The sequence below is a fragment of the Burkholderia sp. SCN-KJ genome (assembly GCF_024656005.1).
Taxonomy (GTDB): Bacteria; Pseudomonadota; Gammaproteobacteria; order Burkholderiales; family Burkholderiaceae; genus Burkholderia.
In genome coordinates this window covers 620,067-646,953 of record NZ_JANKOG010000001.1, presented here as the reverse complement: position 1 = coordinate 646,953, position 26,887 = coordinate 620,067, and the positions used below count along the sequence as shown (strand labels likewise).

Sequence of the window (26,887 nt, the reverse complement as noted above, 5' to 3'; positions counted from 1 at the left end):
CAGCTTCGGACCCACGCATCGCGCGGCGCCCGACGCACACGGAGACACCTTCCATGACGTTCGCCGGGCGCTTTCCTCGGTGCATCGACCGCCGCGTTGCCGCGACGCCCGACTTCGTTCCGGGCTCGCGACAGCGGCTATACCGATTCCGCTGAAGAAGCCCGTTCCATGACCAAGATGCCCGATACCCTTGCTCTCGACGCCCGGCGCGCGACGCCGGACGATGCGCCGCTGACCGACAGCATCGGCGCGACCAGCACGCCGCTCGACCTCGCCGCGCAGCAGGCCGGCACGCAGACGCTGCTGCGCGGCCTCGCGATCCTCGAAGCGATCGCGAACGGCGCGCGCGACATGCGTGCGATCGGCGCCGCGCTCGGCACGACGCGCAGCACGACGCACCGTCTCGTCAGCAGCCTCGTGCAGGCACGCTACCTGCGCCAGGTGCAGGGCGGCTACCTGCTCGGCCCGAAGCTGATCGAACTCGGCACGATCGCGCTCGAGCAGATGCCGCTCACGGCGGTCGCGCGGCCGCACCTCGAGGCGCTCGCCGAAGCGACGCTCGACACGATCCACCTCGGCGTGCGCGATGGCGACGACGTGCTGTACATCGACAAGATTCCCGGCACGCGCGGCCTCGAGATGCGTTCGCGCGTCGGCCACCGGATGCCGCTCGCGTCGACCGGCATCGGCAAGGCGATGATGCTCGACCTCGATCCGGACCGGTGGCGCTCGCTGTTCGAAGCCGCGCGGCGCGCGCTGGCTGGCGTGAATTTCAAGCCGGACAACCGGCCCGAGACGAGCGCGTTCCTGCAGCGCATGGCGCATTACGCGGCCGGCGGCTACACGTTCGACCTCGAGGAAAACGAAGCGTCGATCCGCTGCGTGGCCGCGCCGATCCGCGATGCGTCGGGCGCGATCGTCGCCGCCGTATCGGTCGCGAGCACGATTCCGTACATGCCGCACGACCGGATGGACGAACTGATTCCGCTCGTGCAGCGCGAAGCGCGAGCCATTTCCGCGGAACTGGGCTGGAGCCCGCCGCAGGGTACCCGCAGGATCAAACGATGACCCATTCGACCCGGACCGCTGCGGACGCCAACGCCGCCGCCCCGTCGCTGATCGCGCTCGACTGGGGCACGACGTCGCTGCGCGCGTATCTGTTCGACGCGCACGGCGCGCTGCTCGACACGCGCAGCCGCGCGGCAGGCGTGATGCACGTGCCGGCCGGCGGCGCGCGTGCCTTCGACGTCGTGTTCGAGGAAGCGTGCGGCGACTGGCTCGACCGCGCGCCGGGCGTGCCGGTGCTGGCGGCCGGGATGGTCGGCAGCGCGCAGGGCTGGCGCGAGGCGCCGTACGTCGCCGTGCCGGCCGGCGCCGACGCGCTCGTCGCGGGGCTCGTCACGGTGACGACGGCGCGCGGCACGACGGTGTCGATCGTGCCGGGCGTGATCGCGACGGGCGAATTGCCCGACGTGATGCGCGGCGAAGAAACGCAGATATTCGGCGCACTCGCGAACGATCCCATGCTTGATGCCGATCGTTCAGGGGTACTGATCGGCTTGCCGGGCACGCATGCGAAGTGGGCATGGGTGAAGGACGGGCTCATCGAGCGCTTCCAGACCTTCATGACGGGCGAGCTGTTCGCGGCGCTGCGCGATCACACGATCCTCGGCCGCACGATGCGCGCGAGCGCGTCGCCCGACCGCGCGGCGTTCGCGCGCGGTGTCGCGGTGGCCCGCGGCGCGCAGCGCGCGGGGCTGCTCGCGACGATCTTCAGCACGCGCACGCTCGGCCTGACCGACCGGCTCGCGCCCGATGCGCAGGGCGACTATCTGTCCGGGCTGCTGATCGGCCATGAGCTGAACGCGCTCGACGCGATGCTCGCGGAGCGCGGTGTCGCGCTCGCGAACCAGCCGCTGCTGCTGATCGGCGACGACGGATTGTGCACGCGCTACGTCGACGCGCTGAGCGTATTCGGCTGCACGCATGCACGCGTCGTCGCACAGGCGACCGAGCGCGGCTTGTGGTGGATCGCGTCGCGTGCCGGACTCGTGCGCGCGGACGGCGAACCCGTCTGCGCCGACCAATGAACCGATTGAAGAGGAACCGCCGATGTCGTCCGACCTTACGCTGCCCGCGCCGTACACGCCGCACGCCGCGCTGATGCGCGCGTTCGACGCGTGCCCGCTGATCGCGATCATGCGCGGCATCGCGCCCGCGGAAGCTGTCGACCACGGCCTTGCGCTGCATGATGCCGGCTTCCGGATCGTCGAGGTGCCGCTCAACTCGCCCGATCCGTTCGGCAGCATCGCGGCGCTGCGCCGCGCGCTGCCCGACGACATGATCGTCGGCGCGGGCACCGTGCTGCGCGCCGAATTCGTCGACCGCGTGCAGGACGCGGGCGGCACGCTGATCGTGATGCCGCACAGCGACGCGGCGGTGATCCGCCGCGCGCGCGAGCGCGGGCTCGCGAGCGCACCGGGCGTCGCGACGCCGACCGAGGCGTTCGCCGCGCTCGCGAACGGCGCCGACGTGCTGAAGATGTTCCCGGCCGAGCAGCTCGGCGTGCCCGTCGTGAAGGCGTGGCGCGCGGTGATCGACCGCGCGGTGCCGCTGCTTCCGGTCGGCGGGATTACGCCGGACAACATGCAGCCGTTCCTCGCGGCAGGCGCCAACGGCTTCGGCCTGGGTTCGGCGCTGTACCGGCCCGGCCAGTCGGCGGACACGACCGCGGCGAACGCACGCGCGTTCCAGGCCGGCCTGCGCGCGGCGCGCGGCGGAGCCGCATGATGGAACGCCTCGCGGGCAAGGTCGCGATGGTGACGGGCGCGGGCCGCGGGATCGGCGCCGCGATCGCGCAGGCGTTCGCGCGCGAGGGCGCGGCCGTCGCGCTCGTCGACCTCGACTTCGCGCAGGCGCAGCGCACGGCCGCGGCGATCACCGACGACATCGACGGCGCGCGCGTGCTGGCGCTGCATGCGGACGTCGCGCGGCAGGACTCGGTACGCGACGCGCTCGCGCAGACCGAAGCGGCTTTCGGCCCGCTCGACGTGCTGGTGAACAACGCGGGCATCAACGTGTTCGCCGATCCGCTGACGATGACGGACGACGACTGGCGCCGCTGCTTCGCGGTCGACCTCGACGGCGTGTGGCACGGCTGCCGCGCGGCGCTGCCGGGCATGGTCGAGCGCGGCCGCGGCAGCATCGTCAACATCGCGTCGACGCATGCGTTCCGGATCATCCCGGGCTGCTTTCCGTATCCGGTCGCGAAGCACGGCGTGCTGGGCCTCACGCGTGCGCTCGGCATCGAATACGCGGCGCGCAACGTGCGCGTGAACGCGATCGCGCCCGGCTACATCGAGACGCAGCTCACGCGCGACTGGTGGGATGCGCAGGCCGACCCGGCCGCGGCGCGCGCCGAGACGCTCGCGCTGCAGCCGATGAAGCGGATCGGCAAACCGGAGGAAGTCGCGATGACGGCCGTGTTCCTCGCGTCCGACGAGGCGCCGTTCATCAATGCCGCGTGCATCACCGTCGACGGCGGGCGCGCGGCGCTGTACCACGACTGACGCAACGATTCGACAGACCGCACGTGCGACGGCCGCGCGCACGCTGCGTCGAAACCAACAAGCGGCTGCATTCCGTTCGATGAAGACAAGGAGACACTGGAGATGAAACGCAGAACGTTCGTAACGCTGGCCGCCGCGGCCGCGGTGGTGATGGGAAGCCCGGTGGCGCACGCGGCCGACCCGGTCAAGATCGGCTTCCTCGTGAAGCAGCCGGAAGAGCCGTGGTTCCAGGACGAATGGAAGTTCGCCGAGATCGCCGCGAAGGACAAGGGCTTCACGCTCGTGAAGATCGGCGCGCCGTCGGGCGAGAAGGTGATGAGCGCGATCGACAACCTGTCCGCGCAGAAGGCGCAGGGCTTCATCATCTGCACGCCCGACGTGAAGCTCGGGCCGGGCATCGTCGCGAAGGCGAAGTCGCACAACCTGAAGATGATGACGGTCGACGACCGCCTCGTCGACGGTGCGGGCAAGCCGATCGAGGCGGTGCCGCACATGGGGATCTCCGCGTACAACATCGGCAAGCAGGTCGGCGACGGCATCGCGGCCGAGATCAAGAAGCGCGGCTGGAACATGAAGGAGGTCGGCGCGATCGACATCACCTACGAGCAGCTGCCGACCGCGCACGACCGCACGAGCGGCGCGACCGATGCGCTGGTGGCCGCCGGCTTTCCGAAGGCGAACGTGATCGCGGCGCCGCAGGCGAAGACCGATACCGAGAATGCGTTCAACGCGGCAAACATCGCGCTCACCAAGAACCCGCAGTTCAAGCACTGGGTCGCCTACGGCCTGAACGACGAGGCCGTGCTCGGCGCGGTGCGCGCGGCCGAAGGGCGCGGCTTCAAGGCGGACAACATGATCGGCATCGGCATCGGCGGTTCCGATTCGGCGCTGAACGAGTTCAAGAAGCCGCAGCCGACGGGCTTCTACGGCACCGTGATCATCAGCCCGAAGCGCCACGGCGAGGAAACCTCCGAGCTGATGTACACGTGGATCACGCAGGGCAAGGCGCCGGCGCCGCTCACGCTGACCACCGGCATGCTCGCGACGCGCGACAACGTGTCGAAGGTGCGCGAGGAGATGGGGCTTGCCTCGAAGTAAGCGGCACGCCGGCCGCCGCGGCGATGCGGCGACCGGCGATCGATGGATCTGCAAGTGGGGAGACGACGTGTCTGCGGCACTGCGTTTTGACAATATCGGCAAGGTATTTCCCGGCGTGCGCGCACTGGACGGCATCTCGTTCGACGTGCACGCGGGCGAGGTGCATGGCCTGATGGGCGAGAACGGCGCGGGCAAGTCGACGCTGCTGAAGATTCTCGGCGGCGAATACCAGCCCGATGCGGGCAGCGTGCTGGTCGACGGCCAGCCCGTGCATTTCTCGAGTGCGGCCGCGTCGATCGCGGCCGGCATTGCGGTGATTCACCAGGAGCTGCAGTACGTGCCCGACCTGACGGTCGCGGAGAACCTGCTGCTCGGCCGCCTGCCGAATGCGCTCGGCTGGGTGAGGAAGGGCGAGGCGAAGCGCCACGTGCGCGAGCGGCTCGCGGCGATGGGCGTCGATCTCGATCCGGATGCGAAGCTCGGCCGGCTGTCGATCGCGCAGCGGCAGATGGTCGAGATCTGCAAGGCGCTGATGCGCAATGCGCGCGTGATCGCGCTCGACGAGCCGACGAGCTCGCTGTCGCATCGCGAGACCGAGGTGCTGTTCAAGCTCGTCGACGACCTGCGCGCGCAGGGCCGCGCGCTGATCTACATCTCGCACCGGATGGACGAGATCTACCGGCTGTGCGATGCGTGCACGATCTTTCGCGACGGGCGCAAGATCGCGTCGCACGAATCGCTCGCCGACGTTCCGCGCGAGTGGCTGGTCGCCGAGATGGTCGGGCGCGAAATTTCGGATATCTACCATTACGCGCCGCGCGCGCTCGGCGACGTGCGGTTGTCGGCGGAAGGCGTCGACGGCCCGGCGCTGCGCGAACCCGCGAGCTTCTCGGTGCGCGCGGGCGAGATCGTCGGGTTCTTCGGCCTCGTCGGCGCGGGACGCAGCGAGCTGATGCGGCTCGTATACGGCGCCGACCGCCGGCGCGCGGGCGTGCTGACGCTCGACGGCCGGCGTATCGACGTGAAGCGCACCGGCGACGCGATCCGTCACGGCATCGTGCTGTGCCCGGAAGACCGCAAGGAGGAAGGGATCATCGCGATGGCGTCGGTCGCGGAGAACATCAACATCAGCTGCCGCCGTCATTCGCTGCGCGCAGGCCTGTTCATCGACCGCAAGACCGAAAGCGAAACGGCCGACCGTTTCATCCAGCGGCTGAAGATCAAGACGCCGAACCGGCGGCAGAAGATCCGCTTCCTGTCGGGCGGCAACCAGCAGAAGGCGATCCTGTCGCGCTGGCTCGCGGAGCCCGACCTGAAGGTCGTGATCCTCGACGAGCCGACGCGCGGCATCGACGTCGGCGCGAAGCACGAGATCTACGACGTGATCTACCGGCTCGCGGAGCGCGGCTGCGCGATCGTGATGGTGTCGTCGGAGCTGCCGGAAGTGCTCGGCGTGTCCGACCGCATCGTCGTGATGCGCGAAGGCCGCATCGCGGGCGAGCTGCCGCGCGAACAGGCGAACGAGCATGCGGTGCTGAGCCTCGCGCTGCCGCAGACGAGCGTCGTCGAGGCGGCTGACGCAGTGTGAGGTCGCCGCGGGCGACGCAGGACATTCGAATCGATCACGCGCGGCGCGGGCCGCGCGATGCAGGAGCAGGAGACACAACCATGCAAGTCAGGGAAAACCTCGCCAGCGCAGCCGTGAAGCCGTCGGCCGACGCGCTGGTACCGCAGCAGAGCGACCGCCAGAAATGGTGGCAGCACCTCACCGAATACAGCCTCATTGCGATCTTCGCGGTGATGTTCTTGACGATGTCGCTGACGGTCGATCACTTCTTCTCGATCGACAACATGCTCGGCCTCGCGCTGTCGATCTCGCAGATCGGGATGGTCGCGTGCACGATGATGTTCTGTCTGGCGTCGCGCGACTTCGACCTGTCGATCGGCTCGACCGTCGCATTCTCGGGCGTGCTGTGCGCGATGGTGCTGAACGCGACCGACAACACGTTCGTCGCGATCGTCGCGGCGGTCGCGGCAGGCGCCGCGATCGGCTTCGTGAACGGCGCGGTGATCGCGTACCTGCGCATCAACGCGCTGATCACGACGCTCGCGACGATGGAAATCGTGCGCGGGCTCGGCTTCATCGTGTCGAAGGGGCAGGCGGTCGGCGTGTCGTGGGATACCTTCATCGCGCTCGGCGGGCTCACCCTCTTCGGCGTGTCGCTGCCGATCTGGGTCACGCTGCTGTGCTTCATCGTGTTCGGCGTGCTGCTGAATCAGACCGTGTACGGCCGCAACACGCTCGCGATCGGCGGCAACCCCGAGGCGTCGCGTCTCGCGGGGATCAACGTCGAACGCACGCGCGTGTACATCTTCCTGATCCAGGGCGCGGTGACGGCGCTCGCCGGCGTGATCCTCGCATCGCGCATCACGTCGGGCCAGCCGAACGCCGCGCAGGGCTTCGAGCTGAACGTGATCTCCGCGTGCGTGCTCGGCGGCGTGTCGCTGATGGGCGGCCGCGCGACGATCTCGGGCGTCGTGATCGGCGTGCTGATCATGGGCACCGTCGAGAACGTGATGAACCTGCTGAACATCGATGCGTTCTACCAGTACCTGGTGCGCGGCGCGATCCTGCTCGCGGCCGTGCTGCTCGACCAGCTGAAGAACCGCGGCGTACGCGACTGACCGATTCCACGGAGACGATTCGCATGACCATCGAAACTTCCGCGCCGGATCCGCGCGCCGCGAGCGACGCGCGTTATGCGCGTTACCCGAGCCTCGAGGATCGCGCGGTGCTGATCACCGGCGGCGCGACCGGTATCGGCGCGGCGTTCGTCGAGCACTTCGCGCGGCAGGGCGCGCGCGTGGCGTTCGTCGATCTCGACGCGCCCGCGGGCCAGGCGCTCGCGGAAAGCCTCGCGCAGGCGCCGGACGTACGTCACGCGCCGCTGTTCCTCGCGTGCGACCTCACCGACATCGACGCGCTGCGCCATGCGATCGACGCGATCCGCGCACGGATCGGCGCGATCGCGGTGCTCGTGAACAACGCGGCGAACGACGCGCGCCACGCGATCGGCGACGTGACGCCCGTGTCGTTCGATGCGGGCATCGCGGTGAACCTGCGCCACCAGTTCTTCGCCGCGCAGGCGGTGATCGACGACATGAAGCAGCGCGGCGGCGGCGCGATCATCAATCTCGGCTCGATCAGCTGGATGCTGAAGAACGGCGGCTATCCCGTCTACGTGATGGCGAAGGCGGCCGTGCAGGGCCTCACCCGCGGGCTCGCGCGCGATCTCGGCCCGTTCGGGATCCGCGTGAATTCGCTGGTGCCCGGCTGGGTGATGACCGACAAGCAGCGCAGGCTGTGGCTCGACGACGCGGGCCGGGCGGCGATCAAGGCCGGCCAGTGCATCGACGCCGAGCTGCTGCCGGACGATCTCGCCCGGATGGCGCTGTTTCTCGCGGCCGACGACAGCCGGATGATCACCGCGCAGGACGTGGTGGTCGACGGCGGCTGGGCCTGATTGCCGATGTCCGTGTTCGCGCGGCAGCGCGCGACGATCCGTATCGTTTCATCGACGAAGCCAAGGAGTTCACCATGACCGCCACGTCCTCGCACGCAGCGTCGTCGTCCACGAGCCAGTCGCGCCGTGCGCGCCTGGCTGCCGCCGCGCAGCCGGTCAGCGCCGGCCCGCAGACCGCCACGTTCGCGCAGGGCGTCGGCGCCGCGCATGCGGCGGCCGTCACGCTGTCGAACGCGGCGCTGCGGCTCGACGTGCTGCCCCACCTCGGCGGCGGCATCGCGCGCTTCGATTGGCGCGGCGACCACGGTGCGCTGGTGCCGGTGTTCCGACGCTGCGAACACCCGGAGACGGCGACGGACCCGAACGTACTCGCGTGCTATCCGCTGCTGCCGTATTCGAATCGGATCGGCAACGGCCGCTTCGAATGCGACGGGCGCAGCGTCGCGGTGCCGCGCAATCGCCGCGACGAGCCGCTGCCGATCCACGGCGACGGCTGGCTCGCGCCGTGGCAGGTGGACGACGCGACCGATACCACGCTGCAGCTGTCGCTCGATCGCGCGAGCGGCGCGCCGTACGCGTTTCGTGCGATCCAGTCGTTCGCGCTCGACGACACGACGCTGTCGATCGCGCTGACGATCGAGAATGCGGGGCGCGCACGGCTGCCGTTCGGGCTCGGCGTGCACCCGTTCCTGGTGCGCGACGACGCGACCGAGCTGGCCGCGGCCGCGGGCGGCCTGTGGTTGTCGAGCGCGGATTTCCTGCCGGTGCGGCACGTGTGCGTGCCGCCGGCCTGGCAGTTCGGCGTCGCGTATCCGTTGCCGGCGACGCTCGTCAATCACGCGTTCACCGGCTGGGGCGGCCACGCGACGGTGAGCTGGCCGCGCCGCGGGCTGTTGCTGACGATCGCGGCCGACGCCGATGCGTACGTGCTCTATACGCCGCCCGGCGAGCCGTTCTTCTGCTTCGAGCCGGTCGATCATCCGATCAATGCGGTGAACCTGCCGGGCGGCGCGGCCGCGCACGGGATGACGCTGCTCGCGCCGGGCGAGCGGCTCACGCGGCGTTTCGCGTTCACCGTCGAGCGGGCCGATGCACGGGTCGACGCCGCCGTGCGCGAAGGCCGCCGGCGACGCGGGTAAAATACGCGGTCTATCAACGGTTTGCCGCGAGTATCCGCCATGTCTTCCCCGCTTACTTTCATCGAATCGCTGCGCGCCGCGTGGCAGCGCACGAATTCGCTGCTGTGCGTCGGCCTCGATCCCGAGCCGTCGCGTTTTCCCGTGCAGTTCGACGGCCAGCCCGACGCGATCTTCGAATTCTGCCGGCAGATCGTCGACGCGACCGCGCAGTACGCCAGCGCGTTCAAGCCGCAGATCGCGTACTTCGCCGCGCATCGCGCGGAAGATCAGCTCGAGCGGCTGATCGCGCACATCCACCTCCAGCACCCGGGCCTGCCAGTGATCCTCGACGCGAAGCGCGGCGACATCGGCAGCACCGCCGAGCAGTACGCGCGCGAGGCGTTCGAGCGCTATCGCGCGGACGCGGTCACCGTGAACCCGTACATGGGCTACGACTCGGTCGAGCCGTACTTCGAGCATGAAGGCAAGGGCGTGATCGTGCTGTGCCGCACGTCGAACCCGGGCGGGTCCGACCTGCAGTTCCTCGAAACGGGTGGCCGGCCGCTGTACCAGGTCGTGGCCGATCTCGCGGCGAACAAGTGGAATGCGAAGAACGGCCAGCTCGGCCTCGTGGTCGGCGCGACGTTCCCGAAGGAGATCGAGATCGTGCGCGGGATCGTCGGCGACATGCCGCTCCTGATCCCCGGCATCGGCGCGCAGGGCGGCGACGTGCACGCGACCGTCAACGCGGGCCGCACCGCCGACGGCACCGGGATGATCATCAACTCGTCGCGTGCGATCCTGTACGCGAGCAAGGGCGAGGATTTCGCCGAAGCCGCCGCGCTCGCCGCGCAGAAGACGCGCGATACGATCAACGCGCATCGCTGAAATATCGCTGAGCCGCAGGCCGCCCGCCCGGGCGGCCTTTCAATGCCGAACCCGCATCCGCGGGCCGCGCGCCTGCCTCGCGTGTTTGCCGTCCTGGCGCACGCGAACAACTTCCCGTCGCTTGCGCACCGCATGCTCGCGCCACAATCGCGCGATGCTGCCGCTTGTCATCGATCCGTCACCGGAATGTCATAAAAGGAGCGGCGCCATGCCCAAGCTGTCCCGACGTCTTCTGAGCGCGCTTGCCGCGTCGTTGTGCATGTCGTTCGCCCACGCGGCGGACCTGTCGCACTGGCCGGCGGACAGCGCGAAGGCGCTGAACGCGATGATCGCCGCACACGCGAACCGCGGCGACTACGCGGTGTTCGACGCCGACAACACGACCTATCGCTACGATCTCGAGGAGTCGCTGCTGCCGTATCTCGAGAACCGCGGCGTGCTGACGCGCGACTCGCTCGATCCGTCGCTGAAGCTGATCCCGTTCAAGGATTCCGCCGACTACAAGGAATCGCTGACGAGCTACTACTACCGGCTCTGCGAGATCGACGACCTGGTCTGCTACCCGTGGATCGCGCAGGCGTTCGCGGGGCTGTCGCTGGCCGACCTGAAGCGCCACGTCGACGCGATGCTCGCCGACGGCAAGCCGGTGCCGATCCGCTACTGGCAGGGCGACAAGGTCGTCGACGGCACCGCGAACCCGCCGCGCTTCTTCCGCGGCATGCAGGAGCTGTACAACGCGCTGCGTGAGAACGGGATCGAGGTGTACGTGATGACCGCCGCGCACGAGGAACTCGCGCGGCTCGTGCTGTCCGATCCGAAATACGGCTACAACGTGAAGCCGCAGAACGTGATCGGCGTGACGACGCTGCTGCGCGACCCGGCGACGGGCGCGCTGACCACGTCGCGGCTGCAGATCAAGGCCGGCAAGTACGACGAGGCCGCGAACCGCAACCTCGTGATCACGCCGTTCCTGATGAATCCGATGACGTGGTACGAAGGCAAGCTCGGCTCGATCGCCGGCTGGATCGACCAGTGGAAGAAGCCGGTGCTCGTCGCGGGCGACACGCCGAAATCCGACGGCTACATGCTGCTGAACGCGACCGACGTCGCGCGCGGCGGCGTGCGCGTGTGGGTGAACAAGAAGGACAAGCAGATGGCGCAGATCCGCGCATGGTCGGACGAATCGGCCGCGCAGCAGAAGGCGCTCGGCCAGCCGGTCACGGCGGACAAGAACTGGATCGTCGTGAAGCCCGACGCGATCCAGTAAGCGGCGAGGGGCGGCGGCCGCCCCTGCCGTCGCGCGGGGGAATCAGCCTTCGCGTTCGTCGAGCAGCTTGAGCAGCCCGCGCAGCGCGTGCGCGGCCGCCTGCGTGCGGATCTGCTCGCGGTCGCCCTTGAACACGAGCGTTTCGACGTCGGTATGCAGCCGGTTGCTCCATGCGAACGACACGGTGCCGACCGGCTTCTTCTCGCTGCCGCCCGCCGGGCCGGCGATGCCGGTGACCGACAGCGCGACCTGCGCGCGGCTGTTGCGCAGCGCGCCTTCGGCCATCGCGCGCGCGACCGGCTCGCTGACGGCGCCGTGCTTGTCGATCAGGTCGGGCGGCACGCCGATCATGTCGATCTTGGCCTGGTTCGAGTAGGTGACGAAGCCGCGCTCGAACCACTGGCTGCTGCCGGAGATGTCGGTGATCGCGGCGGCGATCATGCCGCCCGTGCAGGATTCGGCGGTGGCGAGCGACAGGTGCTCGTCACGCAGCTTGTTGCCTGCGCGGATCGCAAGCTGATGGACGACGGAATCGGTAGGCATGCGCGTCGGGAAACGGGAGTCGGGAAATCGGTCAGCCGACGACGGAGCGCCAGAAGGCGATCACGAGCAGCGTCATGAACGCGGCGACCAGGTCGTCGACCATGATGCCGAGCCCGCCTTTCACGCGACGGTCGAAATAGCGGATCGGCGGCGGCTTGAGCATGTCGAAGCAGCGGAACACGACGAACGCCCACAACTGGCCGATGAAGGTCGCGGGCGTGACGAACAGCATCACGAGCCAGATCGCGACGATCTCGTCCCAGACGACGGCGCCCGGATCGCTCGTGCCCATCCTGCGTGCGGTGAAACCGGTGATCCACGTGCCGGCGACGAACCCGACCGCGATCAGCGCCCACCATTCGGGCACCGTCAGGTAGCGGTTGAGCACGACGAACGCGAGCCAGCCGAACAGCGTGCCGAACGTGCCGGGCATGAACGGCGCGAGCCCGCTGCCAAAGCCGAGCGACACGATGTGCGCCGGGTGCGACAGCATGAAGCGCGCGGTGGCGCGCCGCGGCGCGTTCCGGGCGGCGCCGGGCGCGGCCGCGGATTGCGCGGTCGTCGGGTCAGTCTGCATGGAAGTGGTCGAAACCGTGCAACGTGAGAGTCAGGGGCGCGCCGGCGGCGTCGCGCCACGCGATCGCGGGCTGCTCCGACGGCGAGGACAACGCATGTATTGTACCGACTCGCGTGACCGGAACCCCGGCGCTCGCGCCCGCTGCCTCGACCGCCGCGCGGGCCGTGGCCGGCGCGGTGAAGCACAGTTCGTAGTCGTCGCCGCCGGCCAGCGTGCAGCGTCGCTGCACGTCGGGCGGCAGCGTCGCGAGCGCGGCCGAGCGCGGCACCGCGTCGGCGTCGATCTCGGCGCGCACGTTCGAGCGGGTCAGGATGTGCCGCAGGTCGCCGGTGAGGCCGTCCGAGATGTCGAGCGCCGCATGTGCGACGCCCGCGAGCGCGAGCCCGAGCGCAATGCGCGGCTCCGGGCGCTCGAGTGCTTGCCGGAACGCGGCGGCTTCGGCCGCGCCGGCGCTCCATTCGCCGCGCGCGAGCCCGAGCCCCGCGCGCGCGTCGCCGAGCGTGCCGGACACCCAGACGTCGTCGCCGTCGCGCGCGGCGTCGCGCCGCAGCGCCGCATCCGGCGCGACTTCGCCGAACACGGTCACGCACAGGTTCAGCGGCCCGCTCGTCGTGTCGCCGCCGATCAGCTCGCAGCCGAACCGCTCGGCGAGCGCGAACAGGCCGTTGCTGAACGCCTCGAGCCACGCCGCGTCGGCGCGCGGCAGCGCGCACGCGAGCGTGAACGCGCGCGGCTCGGCGCCCATCGCCGCGAGATCCGACAGGTTGACCGCGAGCGTCTTGTGGCCGAGTGCGTCGGGCGCGACGTCAGGGAAGAAGTGGCGGCCTTCGACGAGCATGTCCGTCGAAATGGCCAGCAATTTGCCGGATCGCGGCGCGAACAGTGCGCAATCGTCGCCGATGCCGAGCGTCGACGCGCGCGGGCCGCGGGCCGCGCGGCGCGCGAAGAAGCGATCGATCAGCGAAAACTCGGACAAGGCGGCTGGCACGGCGGACGGACCCGGAAGCGGTGAAGGGAACGGCATTGTACGCAGCGAGCGGGGCAGTTCCTGCACCGTTCGGTACATTTTTGTCGCGGCTGTTGCACCTGAATCGCCGGTCTGACGGCCTTCGATTGGCGCTACAATGCCGTCGAACAGTTATTCTAATCCGCCCGCCACGAGACACATGTCGACCCAAGCCTCCTCCAAAGCCAAGCTCCGCGAAGCCGCTCTCGACTATCACGAATTCCCGACCCCGGGGAAGATCGCGATCGCACCGACCAAGCAGATGATCAACCAGCGCGACCTCGCGCTCGCGTATTCGCCGGGTGTGGCGTACGCGTGCGAGGAGATCGTCGAGAACCCGCTGAACGCCGCGCGCTTCACCGCGCGCAGCAACCTGGTCGGCGTCGTCACGAACGGCACGGCGGTGCTCGGGCTCGGTAACATCGGCCCGCTCGCGTCGAAGCCGGTGATGGAAGGCAAGGCGGTACTGTTCAAGAAGTTCGCCGGCATCGACGTGTTCGACATCGAACTGAACGAGTCGGACCCGCACAAGCTGGTCGACGTGATCGCCGCGCTGGAGCCGACCTTCGGCGGCATCAACCTGGAAGACATCAAGGCGCCGGACTGCTTCATCGTCGAGCGCGAAGCGCGCAAGCGGATGAAGATCCCGGTGTTCCACGACGACCAGCACGGCACCGCGATCGTCGTGGCCGCGGCCGTCACGAACGGCCTGAAGGTCGTCGGCAAGGACATCAAGAAGGTGAAGCTCGTCGCGTCGGGCGCGGGCGCGGCCGCGCTGGCGTGCCTGGACCTGCTGGTCGACATCGGCCTGCCGCTCGAGAACATCACGGTGACCGACCTGGCCGGCGTGGTCTACAAGGGCCGCACCGAGCTGATGGATCCGGACAAGGAGCGTTTCGCCCGCGAAACCGAAGCCCGCACGCTGGCCGAGGTGATCGACGGCGCGGACATCTTCCTCGGCCTGTCGGCCGCCGGCGTGCTGAAGCAGGAGATGGTGAAGGGCATGGCCGAGCGTCCGCTGATCCTCGCGCTCGCGAACCCGACGCCGGAAATCCTGCCGGAACTGGCGCTCGAAGTGCGCCCCGACGCGATTCTCGCGACCGGCCGCACCGACTACCCGAACCAGGTCAACAACGTCCTGTGCTTCCCGTTCATCTTCCGCGGCGCGCTCGACGTCGGCGCGACGACGATCACGCGTGAAATGGAAATCGCGGCCGTCAACGCGATCGCCGAACTCGCGCAACACGAGCAGAGCGACATCGTCGCGACCGCCTACGGGATCCAGGACCTGTCGTTCGGGCCCGAATACCTGATTCCGAAGCCGTTCGATCCGCGCCTGATCGTCAAGATCGCGCCGGCCGTCGCGCAGGCCGCGATGGACGGCGGCGTCGCGACGCGCCCGATCGAGGACATGGAAGCGTACAAGCAGCACCTGCAGCAATTCGTGTATCACAGCGGCACGACGATGAAGCCGATCTTCCAGCTCGCGCGCAGCGCCCCGGCGGAGAAGAAGCGCGTCGTGTTCGCGGAAGGCGAGGAAGAGCGCGTGCTGCGCGCCGTCCAGATCATCGTCGACGAGAAACTCGCGAAGCCGATCCTGATCGGCCGCCCGTCGGTGATCGAGCACCGTATCCAGCGTTACGGCCTGCGCCTCACGCCGGGCACCGACTTCACGGTCGTCAACACCGAGCACGACGAACGCTACCGCGATTTCTGGCAGACGTACCACAAGATGATGGCGCGCAAGGGCATCAGCGAGCAGCTGGCCCGCGTCGAGATGCGCCGCCGCACGACGCTGATCGGCTCGATGCTGGTGAAGAAGGGCGAGGCGGACGGGATGATCTGCGGCACGATCAGCACCACGCACCGCCACCTGCACTTCATCGACCAGGTGATCGGCAAGCGCCCGGGCTGCAGCGTGTACGCGGCGATGAACGGCCTCGTGCTGCCGGGCCGCCAGATCTTCCTGGTCGACACGCACGTGAACGTCGATCCGACCCCGGAGCAACTCGCCGAGATCACGATCATGGCCGCCGAGGAAGTGCGCCGCTTCGGCATCGAACCGAAGGTCGCGCTGCTGTCGCACTCGAACTTCGGCACGAGCAACGCGCCTTCGGCGCAGAAGATGCGCGATACGCTCGCGATCCTGCAAGAACGTGCGCCGGAATTGAAGGTCGACGGCGAAATGCACGGCGACGTCGCGCTCGACGCGGCGCTGCGCAAGGAAATCCTGCCGGAATCGACGCTGGAAGGCGACGCGAACCTGCTGATCCTGCCGAACATCGATGCCGCGAACATCGCGTACAACCTGCTGAAGACGGCGGCCGGCAACAACATCGCGATCGGGCCGATCCTGCTGGGCGCGGCCCAGCCGGTGCACGTGCTGACCGAATCGGCGACCGTTCGCCGCATCGTCAACATGGCGGCGCTGCTGGTCGCCGACGTGAACGCCGCACGCTGAGCGGCATGAACGCGCGGCGCCGGTCGAACCGCTGCCGCGCGGCGGGCGAAATTGTAAACAAAAGCAAAAAGAGGCGTGCCCGCAATGGGCACGCCGCGGGCAGGGCGCAAACGCGCTTCCCATAAGCAACAGCGGCATCTCTCCACCCAGGTTAGCGGGCGTGGCAAGGAGGCAGGTCTTGCCATGCGAGAGATGCTGCGGATATTTTATCTCACGTAAGATAAATGTAGTCTTGTTTCGGTAAAAAATGCGCGATTCGGGGCGGAGCCAGCCTTTCGGTTCCCAAACGAACATTGATTCGCGCGGACAATAGCGCTACGCTAACGCCTTTGGTTGGTCGTCAACTACTTGATTTAACAGCGGGAACCCTGGTTCATGGCACGCAAGTGGCTCCGCAACGGCGCGCTCGCGTCCGTCTTCGCGATGTTCGCGATGGGTATCGTCGGTACACCGACGGGCAGTCTGGTTTCCGCCGCTTACGCACGGCAGGCCGTTTCGGCCGACCTGGCCGTCGGCGGGGTCGATACGATCCCGACCGCCCGTCTGCCGCGCGAGGCCGTGACCACGCTTGGCCTGATCGGCGCCGGTGGCCCCTATCCGTACGAGAAGGACGGCGTCGTCTTCGGCAACCGCGAGCGGATCCTGCCGAAGGCGAAGCGCGGCTACTACCACGAGTACACGGTGCCGACGCCGCGCGCGCGCAATCGCGGCGCGCGCCGGATCGTCTGTGGCGGGCCATTGCGCCGGATCGACAACTGTTATTACACGGACGACCACTACAACAGTTTTAAACGTATTGTTGAATGACTTCGGGATGAACGGCATGAGCGACTCCATCTACGCGCACGATACGGCGGCGGCGGAACTGTTCGCGGCCGGCGACGGCAACCTGTTTCAGCGCGTGATCCAACTTCACGCGGCGGCACAGGCTGGCGTCGCGGCGGAGCAACAGGAAGCCGAGCCCGGGCTTTCATCGAACGAGGAGCCTATGAGCCTTTTCACGACCGTGCGACCCAATCTCGTGCAGTCGATCCGCGCGTTCCGCGTGCAGGATCTCGCCGACGAAGCCGGCCGGCTCGGCCAGCATTTCCTGTACGCGTATTGCGGTGCCGCGCAGTCGAAGCAGGAAGTGATGGAGACGATCGCGACGTCGTTCCTGTTTCCGAAGCATTTCGGCAAGAACTACGACGCGCTGTACGACTGCCTGACCGACCTCGTCGCGAAGGCCGGCGCGCAGCCCGGTTTCGTGATCGTTCTCGAAGGGTTGCCGATCGCGCAGAAATTCGACAAGGAAGGGCGCGAGACGCTGCTCGACGTGTTCCGCGAAGCCGCCGAGTTCTGGGCCGAGCGCAAGGTCGCGTTCCGCGTGTTCTATTCGTTCGCGTAAAGCGCGAGACCGCAAGACCGCAAGACCTTCACGCCGCCCGAGCGCGGCCGATTCGGCAAAAAGCCCGCCTCGCGCGGGCTTTTTTGCGTCTGCGTTCCGGCCGATGGGCGCCGGGAAGTCACGCGGCGTCGGTCCGAACGTGCGTCAGGCATCGGGCCGGCGTCGGTCATTTCGGGCGCATGCCACGCCGGCCGCGCCCCGACGCATCACCACCCGCCCCAGCGCGCGGCCAGCGCCGCCAGCACGGCCGCGCCGGCCGTCTCGGTGCGCAGCACGCGCGGGCCGAGCGACAACGCGGTGAACCCGTGTGCGCGGGCCGCGTGTTCCTCGTCCGGCGACAGCCCGCCTTCGGGCCCGATCAGCAGCGTGACGGCCGCCGCGGGCGGCGCGTCGGGCAGCGACGAAAACGGGATGCTCGCGCGCGGCGACAGCAGCAGCCGCAGCTCGCCGTCGGCCGGCACGGCCGGCAGCGTATCGAGCCACGCGCCGAAGCCGCGTACCGGCGCGACGTCGGGCACGCGGTTGCGCCCGCATTGCTCGCACGACGCGCGCACGACGCCGCGCCAGTGCGCGACGCGCTTGTCCGCGCGCTCGCCGGACAGTTTCACGACGCCGCGCGCCGTCGACAGCGGCACGACCGCCGCGACGCCGAGCTCGACGGCCTTCTCGATCACCCAGTCCATCTTGTCGCCGCCGGCGATGCCTTGCGCCAGCGTCACGCGATAGGGCGGCTCGGCCTCGGCCGGATCGAACGCTTCGAGCTGCGCGAGCGCGCCGCGCTTGTCGATCTCGACGAGCCGCGCGCGGTACTGGCCGCCGCTGCCGTCGAACAGCGCGAGCGCGTCGCCGGGCTGCAGCCGCAGCACTTGCGCGTGCCGCGCGACGTCGGCCGGCAACGGGAGCGTCGTATCGGCGCGCAGCGCCGCTTCGACGAAGAAACGCGGCACGGCCGCGGTGGTGGTCGCTTCACTCATGCGTATCGCGGCTCCGTTCATGCGGCGAGGCGGCGCGCGAGCGCCCAGCGGTAGCCGTCGAGATCCTCGATCTGGGCGAAGCGGTCGCCCCAGAACTGATCTTGCGGCGAGGTCAGCGATTTCGCGCCCGCGTCGAGCGCGCGCTGCCAGGTTGCGTCGACGTCGTCGACATACAGGTAGAAAGACTGCGGAGCGGTTGCATGCGCACTCTTCGGCGTGAGCGCGATCGAGCCGAATGCGCCTTCGGGCGCGAACATCACGATCAGCTGCCCGCGGTAGGTCATCTCGACGTGCATGATCGCGCCGTCCTCGTCGAGGACGTCGCGCAGCTCGAAGCCGAATGCGGCCTGGAAGAACTCGATGGTCGCGTGCGCATTGCGCACGGCCAGGTAAGGCGTCAACCAAGGCACGTTGGCCGGACGTGGATCGGTCATGAAATCTCCTGTCGAACGGGGTTGGCGCTTGAGCGGTGACTCCGGTCCCATGCTTTGCAGTCCAACGGATATTGGCGCGCGGGGGCCCGGGGCGGCACCGCGCCGTGCAGAGGATACGCAGGCGGGCCGCCTGCATCGCGCCGGGCCCGCGCGTGACGGGTCGGGCGCCGGAGAAAGCGCGGCCCGCCCGCGAAGCGATGCTCCGCCCGGCAGCTCAGCGGCGAACGCCCAGTGTATCGCGCAGCGCGCGCGGCAGGGCAAAGAGGGCCGCATGGAGTCGCGCGTCGTAGTAGCGCAAGCCCTGCACGCGGCGTGCGGCGAGCCGTTCGTCGATGTCGTGCGCGAACAGCGCGGCCGCGTCGAGCGTGTCGCTCGCAATCGCCATCAGCCACTGGGATCCGTACAGCGGCACGTGCGCGGACAGCGGATCAACGACCGCGAAGCTCGCGCGCAGGTCGTCGAGCAGCGCGGCGATGCGCGCCGTGTGGAACACCGGCGAGCCGAGATGCATCGAGATCGCACCGCACGGCGTGAGGATCCGCTTGAGCCGCGCGTAGAACTCGCGCGTATAGAGGCCGGCCGCCGGCGAGTCGGGCGGCGTGAGGTCGAACACGACGAGATCGAAATGCTCGACGGTCGACGCGACGAAATGCGCGGCGTCGCCGATCACGACCGCGACGCGCGGGTCGTCGAGCGCGCCCTGGTGCACGTCGTCGAGATAGCGGCGCGCCATGCCGATCACCTCGTCGTCGAGCTCCGCGACGACAATCCGCTCGATGCACGCGTGCTTGAGCAACTGGCGCGCGGCGCCGCCGTCGCCCCCGCCGAGCACGAGCGCCTTCCTCGGGCACGGGTGCGCGAGCGCGGCCGGGTGCGTCATGCACTCGTGGTACACGTATTCGTCGCCGACCGACGTCATCGGCCGGCCGTCCAGCGTGAACAGGCGGCCGAGCTGCGGGGTTTCCCAGACCTCGATGTGCTGGTGCGGCGACGCGACGTGCGCGAGCCGGCGTGCGTTCGGGAAGCCGTACGCGACGTCGGGCGTGGGATGGAAGAGAAGGGTCGTGTTCACGGGCGGGCCGCTCGGGCAGGCAGTTCCGACGTCTGAATTATAGGAGGCGGGCGGTTTGGCGGAAAACCGTGCCGGAACACTACGCGCCGACAAGGGAAATGTCAGCCCATCTGTTAAAATGACGAGCTTTGCAGCCCCGTCCGTAGGCTCCGTCCGCTTCGCGTCCGTCAGGCGCCGCACTGCGCGCCGGGAACGATTGACGCTCGAGCTTCCGGATGCCGCCGTGCCCCCGTTTCCTCGACTCGTTCTCCGGACTCGACATGACGACTTCGTCTCCCGCCTCCACCACCCTGATGGCCAATGCGATCCGTGCGCTCGCGATGGACGCCGTCCAGCAAGCGAACTCCGGCCACCCCGGCATGCCGATGGGCATGGCCGAAATCGGCGTCGCGCTCTGGTCGCGCCACCTGAAGCACAACCCGACGAACCCGCACTGGGCGGATCGCGACCGCTTCGTGCTGTCGAACGGCCATGGCTCGATGCTGCTGTACTCGCTGCTGCACCTGACCGGCTACGACCTGCCGATGGAAGAGCTGAAGAACTTCCGCCAGCTGCACTCGAAGACGCCGGGCCACCCGGAATACGGCATCACGCCGGGCGTCGAGACGACCACCGGCCCGCTCGGCCAGGGCCTCGCGAACGCGGTCGGCATGGCGCTCGGCGAAGCGCTGATGGCCGACGAGTTCAACCGTGACGGCGCGAAGATCGTCGATCACCACACGTACGTGTTCCTCGGCGACGGCTGCCTGATGGAAGGCATCTCGCACGAGGCCTGCTCGCTCGCGGGCACGCTGAAGCTGAACAAGCTGATCGCGCTGTACGACGACAACGGCATCTCGATCGACGGCGACGTCGTCAACTGGTTCCACGACGACACGCCGAAGCGCTTCGAAGCGTACGGCTGGAACGTGATCCCGAACGTGAACGGCCATGACGTCGACGCGGTCGACGCGGCGATCGCGAAGGCGAAGCTGTCGGACAAGCCGACGCTGATCTGCTGCAAGACGGTGATCGGCAAGGGCGCGGCGACCAAGGCGGGCGGCCACGACGTGCACGGCGCGGCGCTCGGCGCGGAAGAAATCGCGAAGACGCGCGAAGCGCTCGGCTGGAAGTGGGAGCCGTTCGTGATTCCGCAGGAAGTCTATGCGGCATGGGACGCGAAGGAAGCCGGCAAGCGCGCCGAGTCCGAATGGGACGCGACGTTCGCCGCCTATCGCGCGAAGTTCCCGGCAGAAGCCGCCGAATTCGAGCGCCGGATGGCCAACAAGCTGCCGGCCGACTGGGCCGAGAAGGCTGCGGCGATCATCGCCGGTGCGAACGAGCGCGCCGAGACGGTCGCGACCCGCAAGGCGTCGCAGCAGGCGATCGAAGGGCTCGCCGCCGCACTGCCGGAGCTGCTCGGCGGCTCGGCCGACCTGACCGGCTCGAACCTGACCAACTGGAAGGCATCGAAGGCGGTCCGCGCGAATCCGGAAGGCGCGGGCGTGCTGCTCGGCAACCACATCAACTACGGCGTGCGCGAATTCGGCATGAGCGCCGCGATCAACGGCCTCGCGCTGCACGGCGGCCACAAGCCGTTCGGCGGCACGTTCCTGACGTTCTCCGACTACAGCCGCAACGCGCTGCGCGTCGCGTCGCTGATGAAGGTCCCGTCGATCTTCGTATTCACGCACGACTCGATCGGCCTCGGTGAAGACGGCCCGACGCACCAGTCGATCGAGCACGTGTCGAGCCTGCGCCTGATCCCGAACCACGACGTCTGGCGTCCGGCCGACACGGTCGAGACGGCCGTCGCGTGGACCCACGCGGTCGCCGCAGACCGTCCGTCGAGCCTGATCTTCAGCCGCCAGAACCTCGCATTCAACCCGCGCACCGACGCGCAGATCGCCAACATCGAGAAGGGCGGTTACGTGCTGAAGGACTGGGACGAAGAGATCGTCGCGCGCAAGATCATCCTGATCGCGACGGGCTCGGAAGTCGAACTCGCGATGAAGGCCGTCGAGCCGCTCGCGCAGCAGGGCATCGCGGCCCGCGTCGTGTCGATGCCGTCGACCAACGTGTTCGACCGCCAGGACGCCGAATACCGCGAACGCGTGCTGCCGCACGGCGTGCGCCGCGTCGCGATCGAAGCGGGCGTGACCGCGTTCTGGCACAAGTACGTCGGCCGCGAAGGCGGCGTCGTCGGGATCGACACGTTCGGCGAATCGGCGCCGGCCGGCGTGCTGTTCAAGTACTTCGGCTTCACCGTCGAGCGCGTCGTCGAGACCGCGAAGGCCGTGCTGGCCTAAAAGCATTCGCGACGCGCGCCACCCCTCGCGCGCGTCGCACCGTGAAGCTGCACGAAACGAATTTTTTCAGCCATCAGGAGATAGACCATGACGATTCGCGTCGCAATCAACGGCTACGGCCGTATCGGCCGCAACACGCTGCGCGCGTTCTATGAAAACGGCAAGAAGCACGATCTCGAGATCGTCGCGATCAACGACCTGGGCGATGCGAAGACCAACGCGCACCTGACCCAGTACGACACCGCGCACGGCAAGTTCCCGGGCGAAGTGTCGGTCGACGGCGACTTCCTCGTCGTGAACGGCGACAAGATCCGCGTGCTCGCGAACCGCAACCCGGCAGAACTGCCGTGGGGCGAGCTCGGCGTCGACGTCGTGATGGAATGCACGGGCTTCTTCACGACGAAGGAAAAGGCGAGCGCGCACCTGAAGGGCGGCGCGAAGAAGGTCATCATCTCGGCGCCGGGCGGCAAGGACGTCGACGCGACGATCGTCTACGGCGTGAACCACGACGTGCTGAAGGCCGAGCACACCGTCATCTCGAACGCATCGTGCACGACGAACTGCCTCGCGCCGCTCGTCAAGCCGCTGAACGACAAGATCGGCCTCGAAACCGGCCTGATGACGACGATCCACGCGTACACGAACGACCAGGTGCTGACGGACGTCTATCACGAAGACCTGCGTCGCGCGCGTTCGGCTACCCACAGCCAGATCCCGACGAAGACGGGCGCTGCATCGGCCGTCGGCCTCGTGCTGCCGGAACTGAACGGCAAGCTCGACGGTTACGCGATCCGCGTCCCGACGATCAACGTGTCGATCGTCGACCTGTCGTTCATCGCGAAGCGCGACACGACGGTCGAGGAAGTCAACGCGATCATGAAGGAAGCATCGGAAGGCGCGCTGAAGGGCATCCTCGGCTACAACGACGCACCGCTGGTGTCGATCGACTTCAACCACAACCCGGCTTCGTCGACGTTCGACGCAACGCTGACCAAGGTGTCGGGCCGCCTCGTCAAGGTGTCGAGCTGGTACGACAACGAGTGGGGTTTCTCGAACCGCATGCTGGATACGGCAGTCGCATTCGCGAACGCGAAGTAATCCCGCACGTCGCGCGGCCGCCGCACGGCGGCCTGCGTGGCGAACGAGCCCGGCCCGGAATTTTTCCCGGCCGGGTTTTTTATTGCGCGGCGTTCGCCGTCACCTGCTCGAGCGCGTCGACGAACGCGCGCTTCAGCGGGCTGTCGAGGTCGGTCCACGCGAGGCCGATGCCGGTCCGGTGGCCGGCCAGGTCGAGCGGCCGCGCGAGCACGTTCGGCGGCAGCGCGCTCGCGGCTTCCGCCGGGATCAGCCCGATCCCCATGCCGGCCGCGACGAGCGCGAGCATCGTCGTGAATTCCCCGAACTCCTGCGCGATCTCGAGCGTCGTGCCCGCGCGGCTCAGTGCCAGCAGCATGTCGTCGTGAAAGCCGGGCGCGTAGCGGCGCGCGAGCACGAACGCGGGCTGGCCGCGCAACGCGGACGGTGAAATCGTGTCGTGCGCGGCGAGCGGATGGTCGAGCGGCAGCGCGACCACGAAGCCTTCCTCGAGCACCACGCGCGTGTCGATGCCCGCATACGCAGCCGGCAGCCGGATCATCCCGAAATCGATGCGCCGGTCGCGCAGCGCGGCGATCTGGTCGGGCGTCGGCATGTCCTTCAGTTCGAGCGTGATCAGCGGATAGCGCTCGCGCATCGTGCGCAGCACGGCCGGCAGCAGCGCCGGCAGCACCGACGACACGAACGCGATGCGCAGCGTGCCGATCTCGCCGTGGCTCGACAGCCGCGCCATCTGCTCCGCGCGCGCGGCCTGCTGCAGCGTCGCCCGCGCTTCGGGCAGGAACACGCGCCCCGTATCGCTGAGCTCGACCTTGTGACGGTCGCGCTCGAACAGGCGTGCGCCCAGATCCTCCTCGAGCGCCTTGATCTGCATGCTCAGCGCGGACTGCACGATGAACAAGCGCTGCGCGGCGCGCCCGAAATGCAGTTCTTCCGCGAGCGTGACGAAGGCGCGCAATTGCTTGAGTTCCATGGCGGGCGGGCGGCAGCGAACGGTGAAGAGAACGGTGATCGGATTTCATGATAACCGGATCAAAAAAGACCATTGGCGCGACGCCCGGCCGAGCGCCGAAGATACCCTCGACGCGAGACCGGCCGCGACCGGCGGTCGGCTCGATGGCACGAGGAGACATGCATGAGCAACGCGCTTGACCGGTTCCGCCTGGACGGCCGCCGCGCACTGATCACGGGTTCCGGACGCGGGATCGGCCTGACGCTCGCCCGCGGGCTCGCCGAGGCCGGTGCGGCGATCGTGATCAACGATCGCAATGAGGAGAAGGCCGCGACGCTCGCGCGCCATTTCCGTGAGGAAGGCTTCGCGGCCGACTACGCGGTGTTCGACGTCGCCGAGCACGCGCAGGTGCGCGCGGCGATCGACGATTTCGAGGCGCACGTCGGCGCGATCGACATCCTCGTGAACAACGCGGGCATCCAGCGCCGCGCGCCGCTCGACGCATTCGACCCGGACGACTGGCACGCGCTGATGCGCGTGAACCTCGACGGCGTGTTCAACGTCGCGCAGGCGGTGGCGCGCCACATGATCGCGCGCGGCCGCGGCAAGATCATCAACATCTGCTCGGTGCAAAGCGAGCTCGCCCGGCCGACGATCGCGCCGTATGCGGCGACGAAGGGCGCGGTGCGGATGCTGACGAAAGGGATGTGCGCCGACTGGGCGCGTCACGGCATCCAGGCGAACGGCCTCGCGCCCGGCTATTTCGAGACCGAACTGAATCGCGCGCTGGTCGACGACGCGGCGTTCTCCGACTGGCTGTGCAAGCGCACGCCGGCCGGCCGCTGGGGGCAGGTCGACGAGCTGTGCGGCGCGGCGATCTTCCTCGCGTCGGCCGCATCCGATTTCGTGAATGGCCAGACGCTGTTCGTCGACGGCGGGCTGACCAGCGCCGTCTGAGCGACGGCGCTTGCGCCGTGAGCGCAGCGTCGTTGCGCCGGTGAGCGCCGGCCAATGCCGGCCAATGCCGGCTCGCGCCGGCATCCGAATGCCCAGAAGAGCCCGCCGCACGAGCGGGCCGATGTCCCGGTGCGCCTCGCGCCGGGTTCCGGAACGGAACGCAGGAGACAGGAGACAACGATGGATCGCACTTCCCCGCCGCCCGCGCGGCGCGATGCAATGCCCGGCACGGACGCGCCGGCCGATGCCGCCGAGCGTCGCGGCGTCGACACGCAGCAGCTGAACCGCGCGGCATGGACCTGCTCGCTCGGCAGCGCGCTCGAATACTACGATTTCGCGCTGTACACGCTCGCGTCGGCACTGGTCTTCGGACCGCTGTTCTTTCCCGCGCAAACCGCCGAGATGCGGTTGATCGCGAGCTTCGGCACGTACTTCGTCGGCTTCGCGGTGCGCCCGCTCGGCGGCGTGGTGTTCGGCGTGCTCGGCGATCGCGTCGGCCGCAAGTTCGTGCTGACCGCGACGGTGCTGCTGATGGGCGTCGCGAGCACGCTGATCGGCGTGCTGCCGACCTATGCGAGCGCCGGCTACTGGGCGCCGGCGCTGCTGGTGCTGCTGCGCATCCTGCAGGGCCTGGGTGCCGGCGCGGAGCAGGCCGGCGCGGCCGTGCTGATGACCGAATACGCGCCGCCCGGCAAACGCGGCTTCTATGCGTCGCTGCCGTTTCTCGGGATCCAGCTCGGCACGCTGCTCGCGGCGGCCGTCTATTTCCTGCTGCTCGCGAACCTCGAGCGCGTGACGGACGGCTGGGGCTGGCGCGTGCCGTTCCTGTTCAGCGCGGTGATCGTCGCGGTCGGGCTCTACATGCGCGTGCGGCTGCACGAGTCGCCGACCTTCGTGCGGCTCGAGAAGCGCGCGCAGGTGTCGGCGAATCCGCTGAAGAGCGCGGTCCGGCATTCGAAGCGCACGCTGCTGATCGGCATCGGCCTGCGGATGGCCGAGAACGGCGGCTCGTCGATCTACCAGGCGCTCGCGGTCAGCTATCTCGCCGGCGTGATCGGGATGAAGGGGCCGATCGGCGCGCTCGCGCTGGTGTGCGCGGCGACCGTCGGCGCATGCACGGTGCCGCTGGCCGGGCGGTTGAGCGATCGCTTCGGCCGCGTGCGCGTGTACCGCACGTTCGCGTGGCTGCAGCTCGCGCTCGCGTTTCCGGTGTGGTGGATCTTCAGCCAGGGGAACGTGGTGGCGAGCGTGATCGCGATCTCGATCGCGCAGGGCTTCGCGAACTGGGGGATGCTGGGCGCGCAGGCCGCGCTGCTGCCCGAACTGTTCGGCGCGCGGCATCGCTACATGGGCGTGTCGTTCTCGCGCGAAGTGTCGGCCGTGCTCGCGGGCGGGATCGCCCCGCTCGTCGGCGCGACGCTCATCGCGACCGTGATCGCGCGGCACGGCGGCGACCATGCGGCGGGCGTGCATGCATGGGTGCCGATCGCCGCGTACTTGGTGCTGCTGACGCTGATCACGCTGTTCACCACCGCGCGGATGCCGGAGACGCTGAACCGCGATCTCGACGATCCGCTCGACGCCGCGCAGGCGCAATCGGCCCCGGACGCCGAATCGCTCGCACGGCATGCATGAATGGGCCGGGCGGCCGACGCGGCCCGGCACGCATTCGACTTT

Annotated in this window: 25 protein-coding genes; 18 read left to right on the top strand and 7 right to left on the bottom strand. The window is 68.7% G+C overall.

The window, feature by feature from the left end; all coding sequences use genetic code 11:
* Positions 1-168 precede the first annotated feature (168 nt).
* From NQV17_RS02970 to NQV17_RS02920, 11 genes are all read left to right on the top strand, one after another.
* Positions 169-1,068, top strand: coding sequence for an IclR family transcriptional regulator (locus NQV17_RS02970; protein WP_044844190.1), 900 nt, complete (start codon positions 169-171; stop codon positions 1,066-1,068).
* On the top strand, positions 1,065-2,090 hold the full coding sequence (locus NQV17_RS02965) for a 2-dehydro-3-deoxygalactonokinase (protein WP_257768676.1): 1,026 nt from the start codon (positions 1,065-1,067) through the stop codon (positions 2,088-2,090). Before NQV17_RS02970 ends, NQV17_RS02965 begins: the two co-directional genes overlap by 4 nt.
* Before the next feature lie 22 nt (positions 2,091-2,112).
* Positions 2,113-2,790, top strand: a complete 678-nt coding sequence (locus tag NQV17_RS02960; protein ID WP_257768648.1) for a 2-dehydro-3-deoxy-6-phosphogalactonate aldolase — start codon at positions 2,113-2,115, stop codon at positions 2,788-2,790.
* Entirely contained in the window at positions 2,790-3,569 is a 780-nt protein-coding gene (locus tag NQV17_RS02955) for an SDR family oxidoreductase (RefSeq protein ID WP_124520043.1), read from the top strand. Before NQV17_RS02960 ends, NQV17_RS02955 begins: the two co-directional genes overlap by 1 nt.
* Positions 3,570-3,671: 102 nt before the next feature.
* Entirely contained in the window at positions 3,672-4,667 is a 996-nt protein-coding gene (locus NQV17_RS02950) for an arabinose ABC transporter substrate-binding protein (protein WP_257768646.1), read from the top strand.
* Between the two features lie 67 nt (positions 4,668-4,734).
* Positions 4,735-6,255 (top strand): L-arabinose ABC transporter ATP-binding protein AraG, encoded by a 1,521-nt coding sequence (gene araG, locus NQV17_RS02945; protein ID WP_257768644.1) that lies wholly within the window; start codon positions 4,735-4,737, stop codon positions 6,253-6,255.
* An 80-nt stretch (positions 6,256-6,335) separates the two neighbouring features.
* A complete protein-coding gene (araH, locus tag NQV17_RS02940) occupies positions 6,336-7,352 on the top strand; it encodes an L-arabinose ABC transporter permease AraH (RefSeq protein ID WP_257768642.1) in 1,017 nt (338 codons plus the stop codon).
* 23 nt (positions 7,353-7,375) lie between these two features.
* Positions 7,376-8,191, top strand: coding sequence for an SDR family NAD(P)-dependent oxidoreductase (locus tag NQV17_RS02935; protein ID WP_257768640.1), 816 nt, complete (start codon positions 7,376-7,378; stop codon positions 8,189-8,191).
* Positions 8,192-8,265: 74 nt separating this feature from the next.
* Positions 8,266-9,330, top strand: a complete 1,065-nt coding sequence (locus NQV17_RS02930; RefSeq protein ID WP_257768638.1) for an aldose 1-epimerase — start codon at positions 8,266-8,268, stop codon at positions 9,328-9,330.
* Between the two features lie 39 nt (positions 9,331-9,369).
* Positions 9,370-10,197 (top strand): orotidine-5'-phosphate decarboxylase, encoded by an 828-nt coding sequence (gene pyrF / locus NQV17_RS02925; protein WP_257768636.1) that lies wholly within the window; start codon positions 9,370-9,372, stop codon positions 10,195-10,197.
* 208 nt (positions 10,198-10,405) lie between these two features.
* Positions 10,406-11,464 (top strand): hypothetical protein, encoded by a 1,059-nt coding sequence (locus NQV17_RS02920; RefSeq protein ID WP_044844181.1) that lies wholly within the window; start codon positions 10,406-10,408, stop codon positions 11,462-11,464.
* A gap of 42 nt (positions 11,465-11,506) precedes the next feature.
* On the opposite strand, the gene NQV17_RS02915 is transcribed toward NQV17_RS02920, so the two are convergent.
* From NQV17_RS02915 to thiL, 3 genes are read right to left on the bottom strand one after another with little or no spacing between them, the layout of a single operon-like run.
* The gene (locus tag NQV17_RS02915; RefSeq protein WP_257768633.1) at positions 11,507-12,007 is read right to left on the bottom strand and encodes a CinA family protein; all 501 of its coding nucleotides are present in this window, start codon (positions 12,005-12,007) and stop codon (positions 11,507-11,509) included.
* 31 nt (positions 12,008-12,038) lie between these two features.
* Positions 12,039-12,584: a phosphatidylglycerophosphatase A gene (locus NQV17_RS02910; protein WP_257768631.1), complete on the bottom strand. Its 546-nt coding sequence runs from the start codon at positions 12,582-12,584 to the stop codon at positions 12,039-12,041.
* Positions 12,574-13,608 carry a thiamine-phosphate kinase gene (thiL, locus tag NQV17_RS02905; RefSeq protein WP_257768629.1) on the bottom strand — a complete coding sequence of 345 codons (1,035 nt, stop codon included), beginning with the start codon at positions 13,606-13,608 and terminating at the stop codon, positions 12,574-12,576. Before thiL ends, NQV17_RS02910 begins: the two co-directional genes overlap by 11 nt.
* Positions 13,609-13,708: 100 nt before the next feature.
* On the opposite strand from thiL, the gene NQV17_RS02900 reads away from it, so the two are divergent.
* From NQV17_RS02900 to NQV17_RS02890, 3 genes are all read left to right on the top strand, one after another.
* Positions 13,709-16,051, top strand: coding sequence for an NADP-dependent malic enzyme (locus NQV17_RS02900; protein ID WP_308235092.1), 2,343 nt, complete (start codon positions 13,709-13,711; stop codon positions 16,049-16,051).
* 375 nt (positions 16,052-16,426) lie between these two features.
* Complete coding sequence (locus NQV17_RS02895; protein ID WP_006760307.1) at positions 16,427-16,858, top strand: ribonuclease; 432 nt, start codon at positions 16,427-16,429, stop codon at positions 16,856-16,858.
* A 16-nt stretch (positions 16,859-16,874) separates the two neighbouring features.
* Positions 16,875-17,438, top strand: a complete 564-nt coding sequence (locus NQV17_RS02890; RefSeq protein WP_044844247.1) for a barstar family protein — start codon at positions 16,875-16,877, stop codon at positions 17,436-17,438.
* A gap of 206 nt (positions 17,439-17,644) precedes the next feature.
* Here the strand turns inward: NQV17_RS02890 and NQV17_RS02885 are convergent, their stop codons facing one another.
* From NQV17_RS02885 to speE, 3 genes are all read right to left on the bottom strand, one after another.
* The gene (locus NQV17_RS02885) at positions 17,645-18,412 is read right to left on the bottom strand and encodes a 16S rRNA (uracil(1498)-N(3))-methyltransferase (protein WP_257768624.1); all 768 of its coding nucleotides are present in this window, start codon (positions 18,410-18,412) and stop codon (positions 17,645-17,647) included.
* A 17-nt stretch (positions 18,413-18,429) separates the two neighbouring features.
* Positions 18,430-18,846, bottom strand: a complete 417-nt coding sequence (locus NQV17_RS02880; RefSeq protein WP_257768622.1) for a glyoxalase/bleomycin resistance/extradiol dioxygenase family protein — start codon at positions 18,844-18,846, stop codon at positions 18,430-18,432.
* 214 nt (positions 18,847-19,060) lie between these two features.
* Positions 19,061-19,918 (bottom strand): polyamine aminopropyltransferase, encoded by an 858-nt coding sequence (gene speE / locus NQV17_RS02875; protein WP_257768620.1) that lies wholly within the window; start codon positions 19,916-19,918, stop codon positions 19,061-19,063.
* A gap of 215 nt (positions 19,919-20,133) precedes the next feature.
* On the opposite strand from speE, the gene tkt reads away from it, so the two are divergent.
* The gene (tkt, locus tag NQV17_RS02870; RefSeq protein ID WP_257768618.1) at positions 20,134-22,206 is read left to right on the top strand and encodes a transketolase; all 2,073 of its coding nucleotides are present in this window, start codon (positions 20,134-20,136) and stop codon (positions 22,204-22,206) included.
* Between the two features lie 87 nt (positions 22,207-22,293).
* Positions 22,294-23,304, top strand: coding sequence for a type I glyceraldehyde-3-phosphate dehydrogenase (gene gap, locus NQV17_RS02865; protein ID WP_044844172.1), 1,011 nt, complete (start codon positions 22,294-22,296; stop codon positions 23,302-23,304).
* A 79-nt stretch (positions 23,305-23,383) separates the two neighbouring features.
* Here gap and NQV17_RS02860 read toward each other — a convergent pair whose 3' ends face one another.
* Positions 23,384-24,274 carry a LysR family transcriptional regulator gene (locus NQV17_RS02860; protein ID WP_257768615.1) on the bottom strand — a complete coding sequence of 297 codons (891 nt, stop codon included), beginning with the start codon at positions 24,272-24,274 and terminating at the stop codon, positions 23,384-23,386.
* A gap of 162 nt (positions 24,275-24,436) precedes the next feature.
* Between NQV17_RS02860 and NQV17_RS02855 the strand changes: the two genes are divergently transcribed.
* Both NQV17_RS02855 and NQV17_RS02850 read left to right on the top strand, forming a co-directional pair.
* The gene (locus NQV17_RS02855; protein ID WP_257768613.1) at positions 24,437-25,210 is read left to right on the top strand and encodes an SDR family NAD(P)-dependent oxidoreductase; all 774 of its coding nucleotides are present in this window, start codon (positions 24,437-24,439) and stop codon (positions 25,208-25,210) included.
* Between the two features lie 180 nt (positions 25,211-25,390).
* On the top strand, positions 25,391-26,845 hold the full coding sequence (locus NQV17_RS02850; RefSeq protein WP_257768611.1) for an MFS transporter: 1,455 nt from the start codon (positions 25,391-25,393) through the stop codon (positions 26,843-26,845).
* The last annotated feature ends 42 nt before the right edge of the window (positions 26,846-26,887 follow it).

Excerpts from the sequence above, each read along its gene's own strand:
- NQV17_RS02885 (WP_257768624.1), bottom strand. The coding sequence starts at position 18,412 with ATGAGTGAAGCGACCACCACCGCGGCCGTGCCGCGTTTCTTCGTCGAA.
- NQV17_RS02880 (WP_257768622.1), bottom strand. The coding sequence starts at position 18,846 with ATGACCGATCCACGTCCGGCCAACGTGCCTTGGTTGACGCCTTACCTG.
- NQV17_RS02950 (WP_257768646.1), top strand. The coding sequence starts at position 3,672 with ATGAAACGCAGAACGTTCGTAACGCTGGCCGCCGCGGCCGCGGTGGTG.
- NQV17_RS02915 (WP_257768633.1), bottom strand. The coding sequence starts at position 12,007 with ATGCCTACCGATTCCGTCGTCCATCAGCTTGCGATCCGCGCAGGCAAC.
- NQV17_RS02855 (WP_257768613.1), top strand. The coding sequence starts at position 24,437 with ATGAGCAACGCGCTTGACCGGTTCCGCCTGGACGGCCGCCGCGCACTG.
- NQV17_RS02900 (WP_308235092.1), top strand. The coding sequence starts at position 13,709 with ATGCCGTCGAACAGTTATTCTAATCCGCCCGCCACGAGACACATGTCG.
- NQV17_RS02965 (WP_257768676.1), top strand. The coding sequence starts at position 1,065 with ATGACCCATTCGACCCGGACCGCTGCGGACGCCAACGCCGCCGCCCCG.
- NQV17_RS02960 (WP_257768648.1), top strand. The coding sequence starts at position 2,113 with ATGTCGTCCGACCTTACGCTGCCCGCGCCGTACACGCCGCACGCCGCG.
- NQV17_RS02910 (WP_257768631.1), bottom strand. The coding sequence starts at position 12,584 with ATGCAGACTGACCCGACGACCGCGCAATCCGCGGCCGCGCCCGGCGCC.
- gap (WP_044844172.1), top strand. The coding sequence starts at position 22,294 with ATGACGATTCGCGTCGCAATCAACGGCTACGGCCGTATCGGCCGCAAC.
- tkt (WP_257768618.1), top strand. The coding sequence starts at position 20,134 with ATGCCGCCGTGCCCCCGTTTCCTCGACTCGTTCTCCGGACTCGACATG.
- NQV17_RS02970 (WP_044844190.1), top strand. The coding sequence starts at position 169 with ATGACCAAGATGCCCGATACCCTTGCTCTCGACGCCCGGCGCGCGACG.
- NQV17_RS02895 (WP_006760307.1), top strand. The coding sequence starts at position 16,427 with ATGGCACGCAAGTGGCTCCGCAACGGCGCGCTCGCGTCCGTCTTCGCG.
- thiL (WP_257768629.1), bottom strand. The coding sequence starts at position 13,608 with ATGCCGTTCCCTTCACCGCTTCCGGGTCCGTCCGCCGTGCCAGCCGCC.
- NQV17_RS02920 (WP_044844181.1), top strand. The coding sequence starts at position 10,406 with ATGCCCAAGCTGTCCCGACGTCTTCTGAGCGCGCTTGCCGCGTCGTTG.
- pyrF (WP_257768636.1), top strand. The coding sequence starts at position 9,370 with ATGTCTTCCCCGCTTACTTTCATCGAATCGCTGCGCGCCGCGTGGCAG.
- NQV17_RS02955 (WP_124520043.1), top strand. The coding sequence starts at position 2,790 with ATGGAACGCCTCGCGGGCAAGGTCGCGATGGTGACGGGCGCGGGCCGC.
- NQV17_RS02935 (WP_257768640.1), top strand. The coding sequence starts at position 7,376 with ATGACCATCGAAACTTCCGCGCCGGATCCGCGCGCCGCGAGCGACGCG.
- araH (WP_257768642.1), top strand. The coding sequence starts at position 6,336 with ATGCAAGTCAGGGAAAACCTCGCCAGCGCAGCCGTGAAGCCGTCGGCC.
- NQV17_RS02930 (WP_257768638.1), top strand. The coding sequence starts at position 8,266 with ATGACCGCCACGTCCTCGCACGCAGCGTCGTCGTCCACGAGCCAGTCG.
- NQV17_RS02860 (WP_257768615.1), bottom strand. The coding sequence starts at position 24,274 with ATGGAACTCAAGCAATTGCGCGCCTTCGTCACGCTCGCGGAAGAACTG.
- NQV17_RS02850 (WP_257768611.1), top strand. The coding sequence starts at position 25,391 with ATGGATCGCACTTCCCCGCCGCCCGCGCGGCGCGATGCAATGCCCGGC.
- NQV17_RS02890 (WP_044844247.1), top strand. The coding sequence starts at position 16,875 with ATGAGCGACTCCATCTACGCGCACGATACGGCGGCGGCGGAACTGTTC.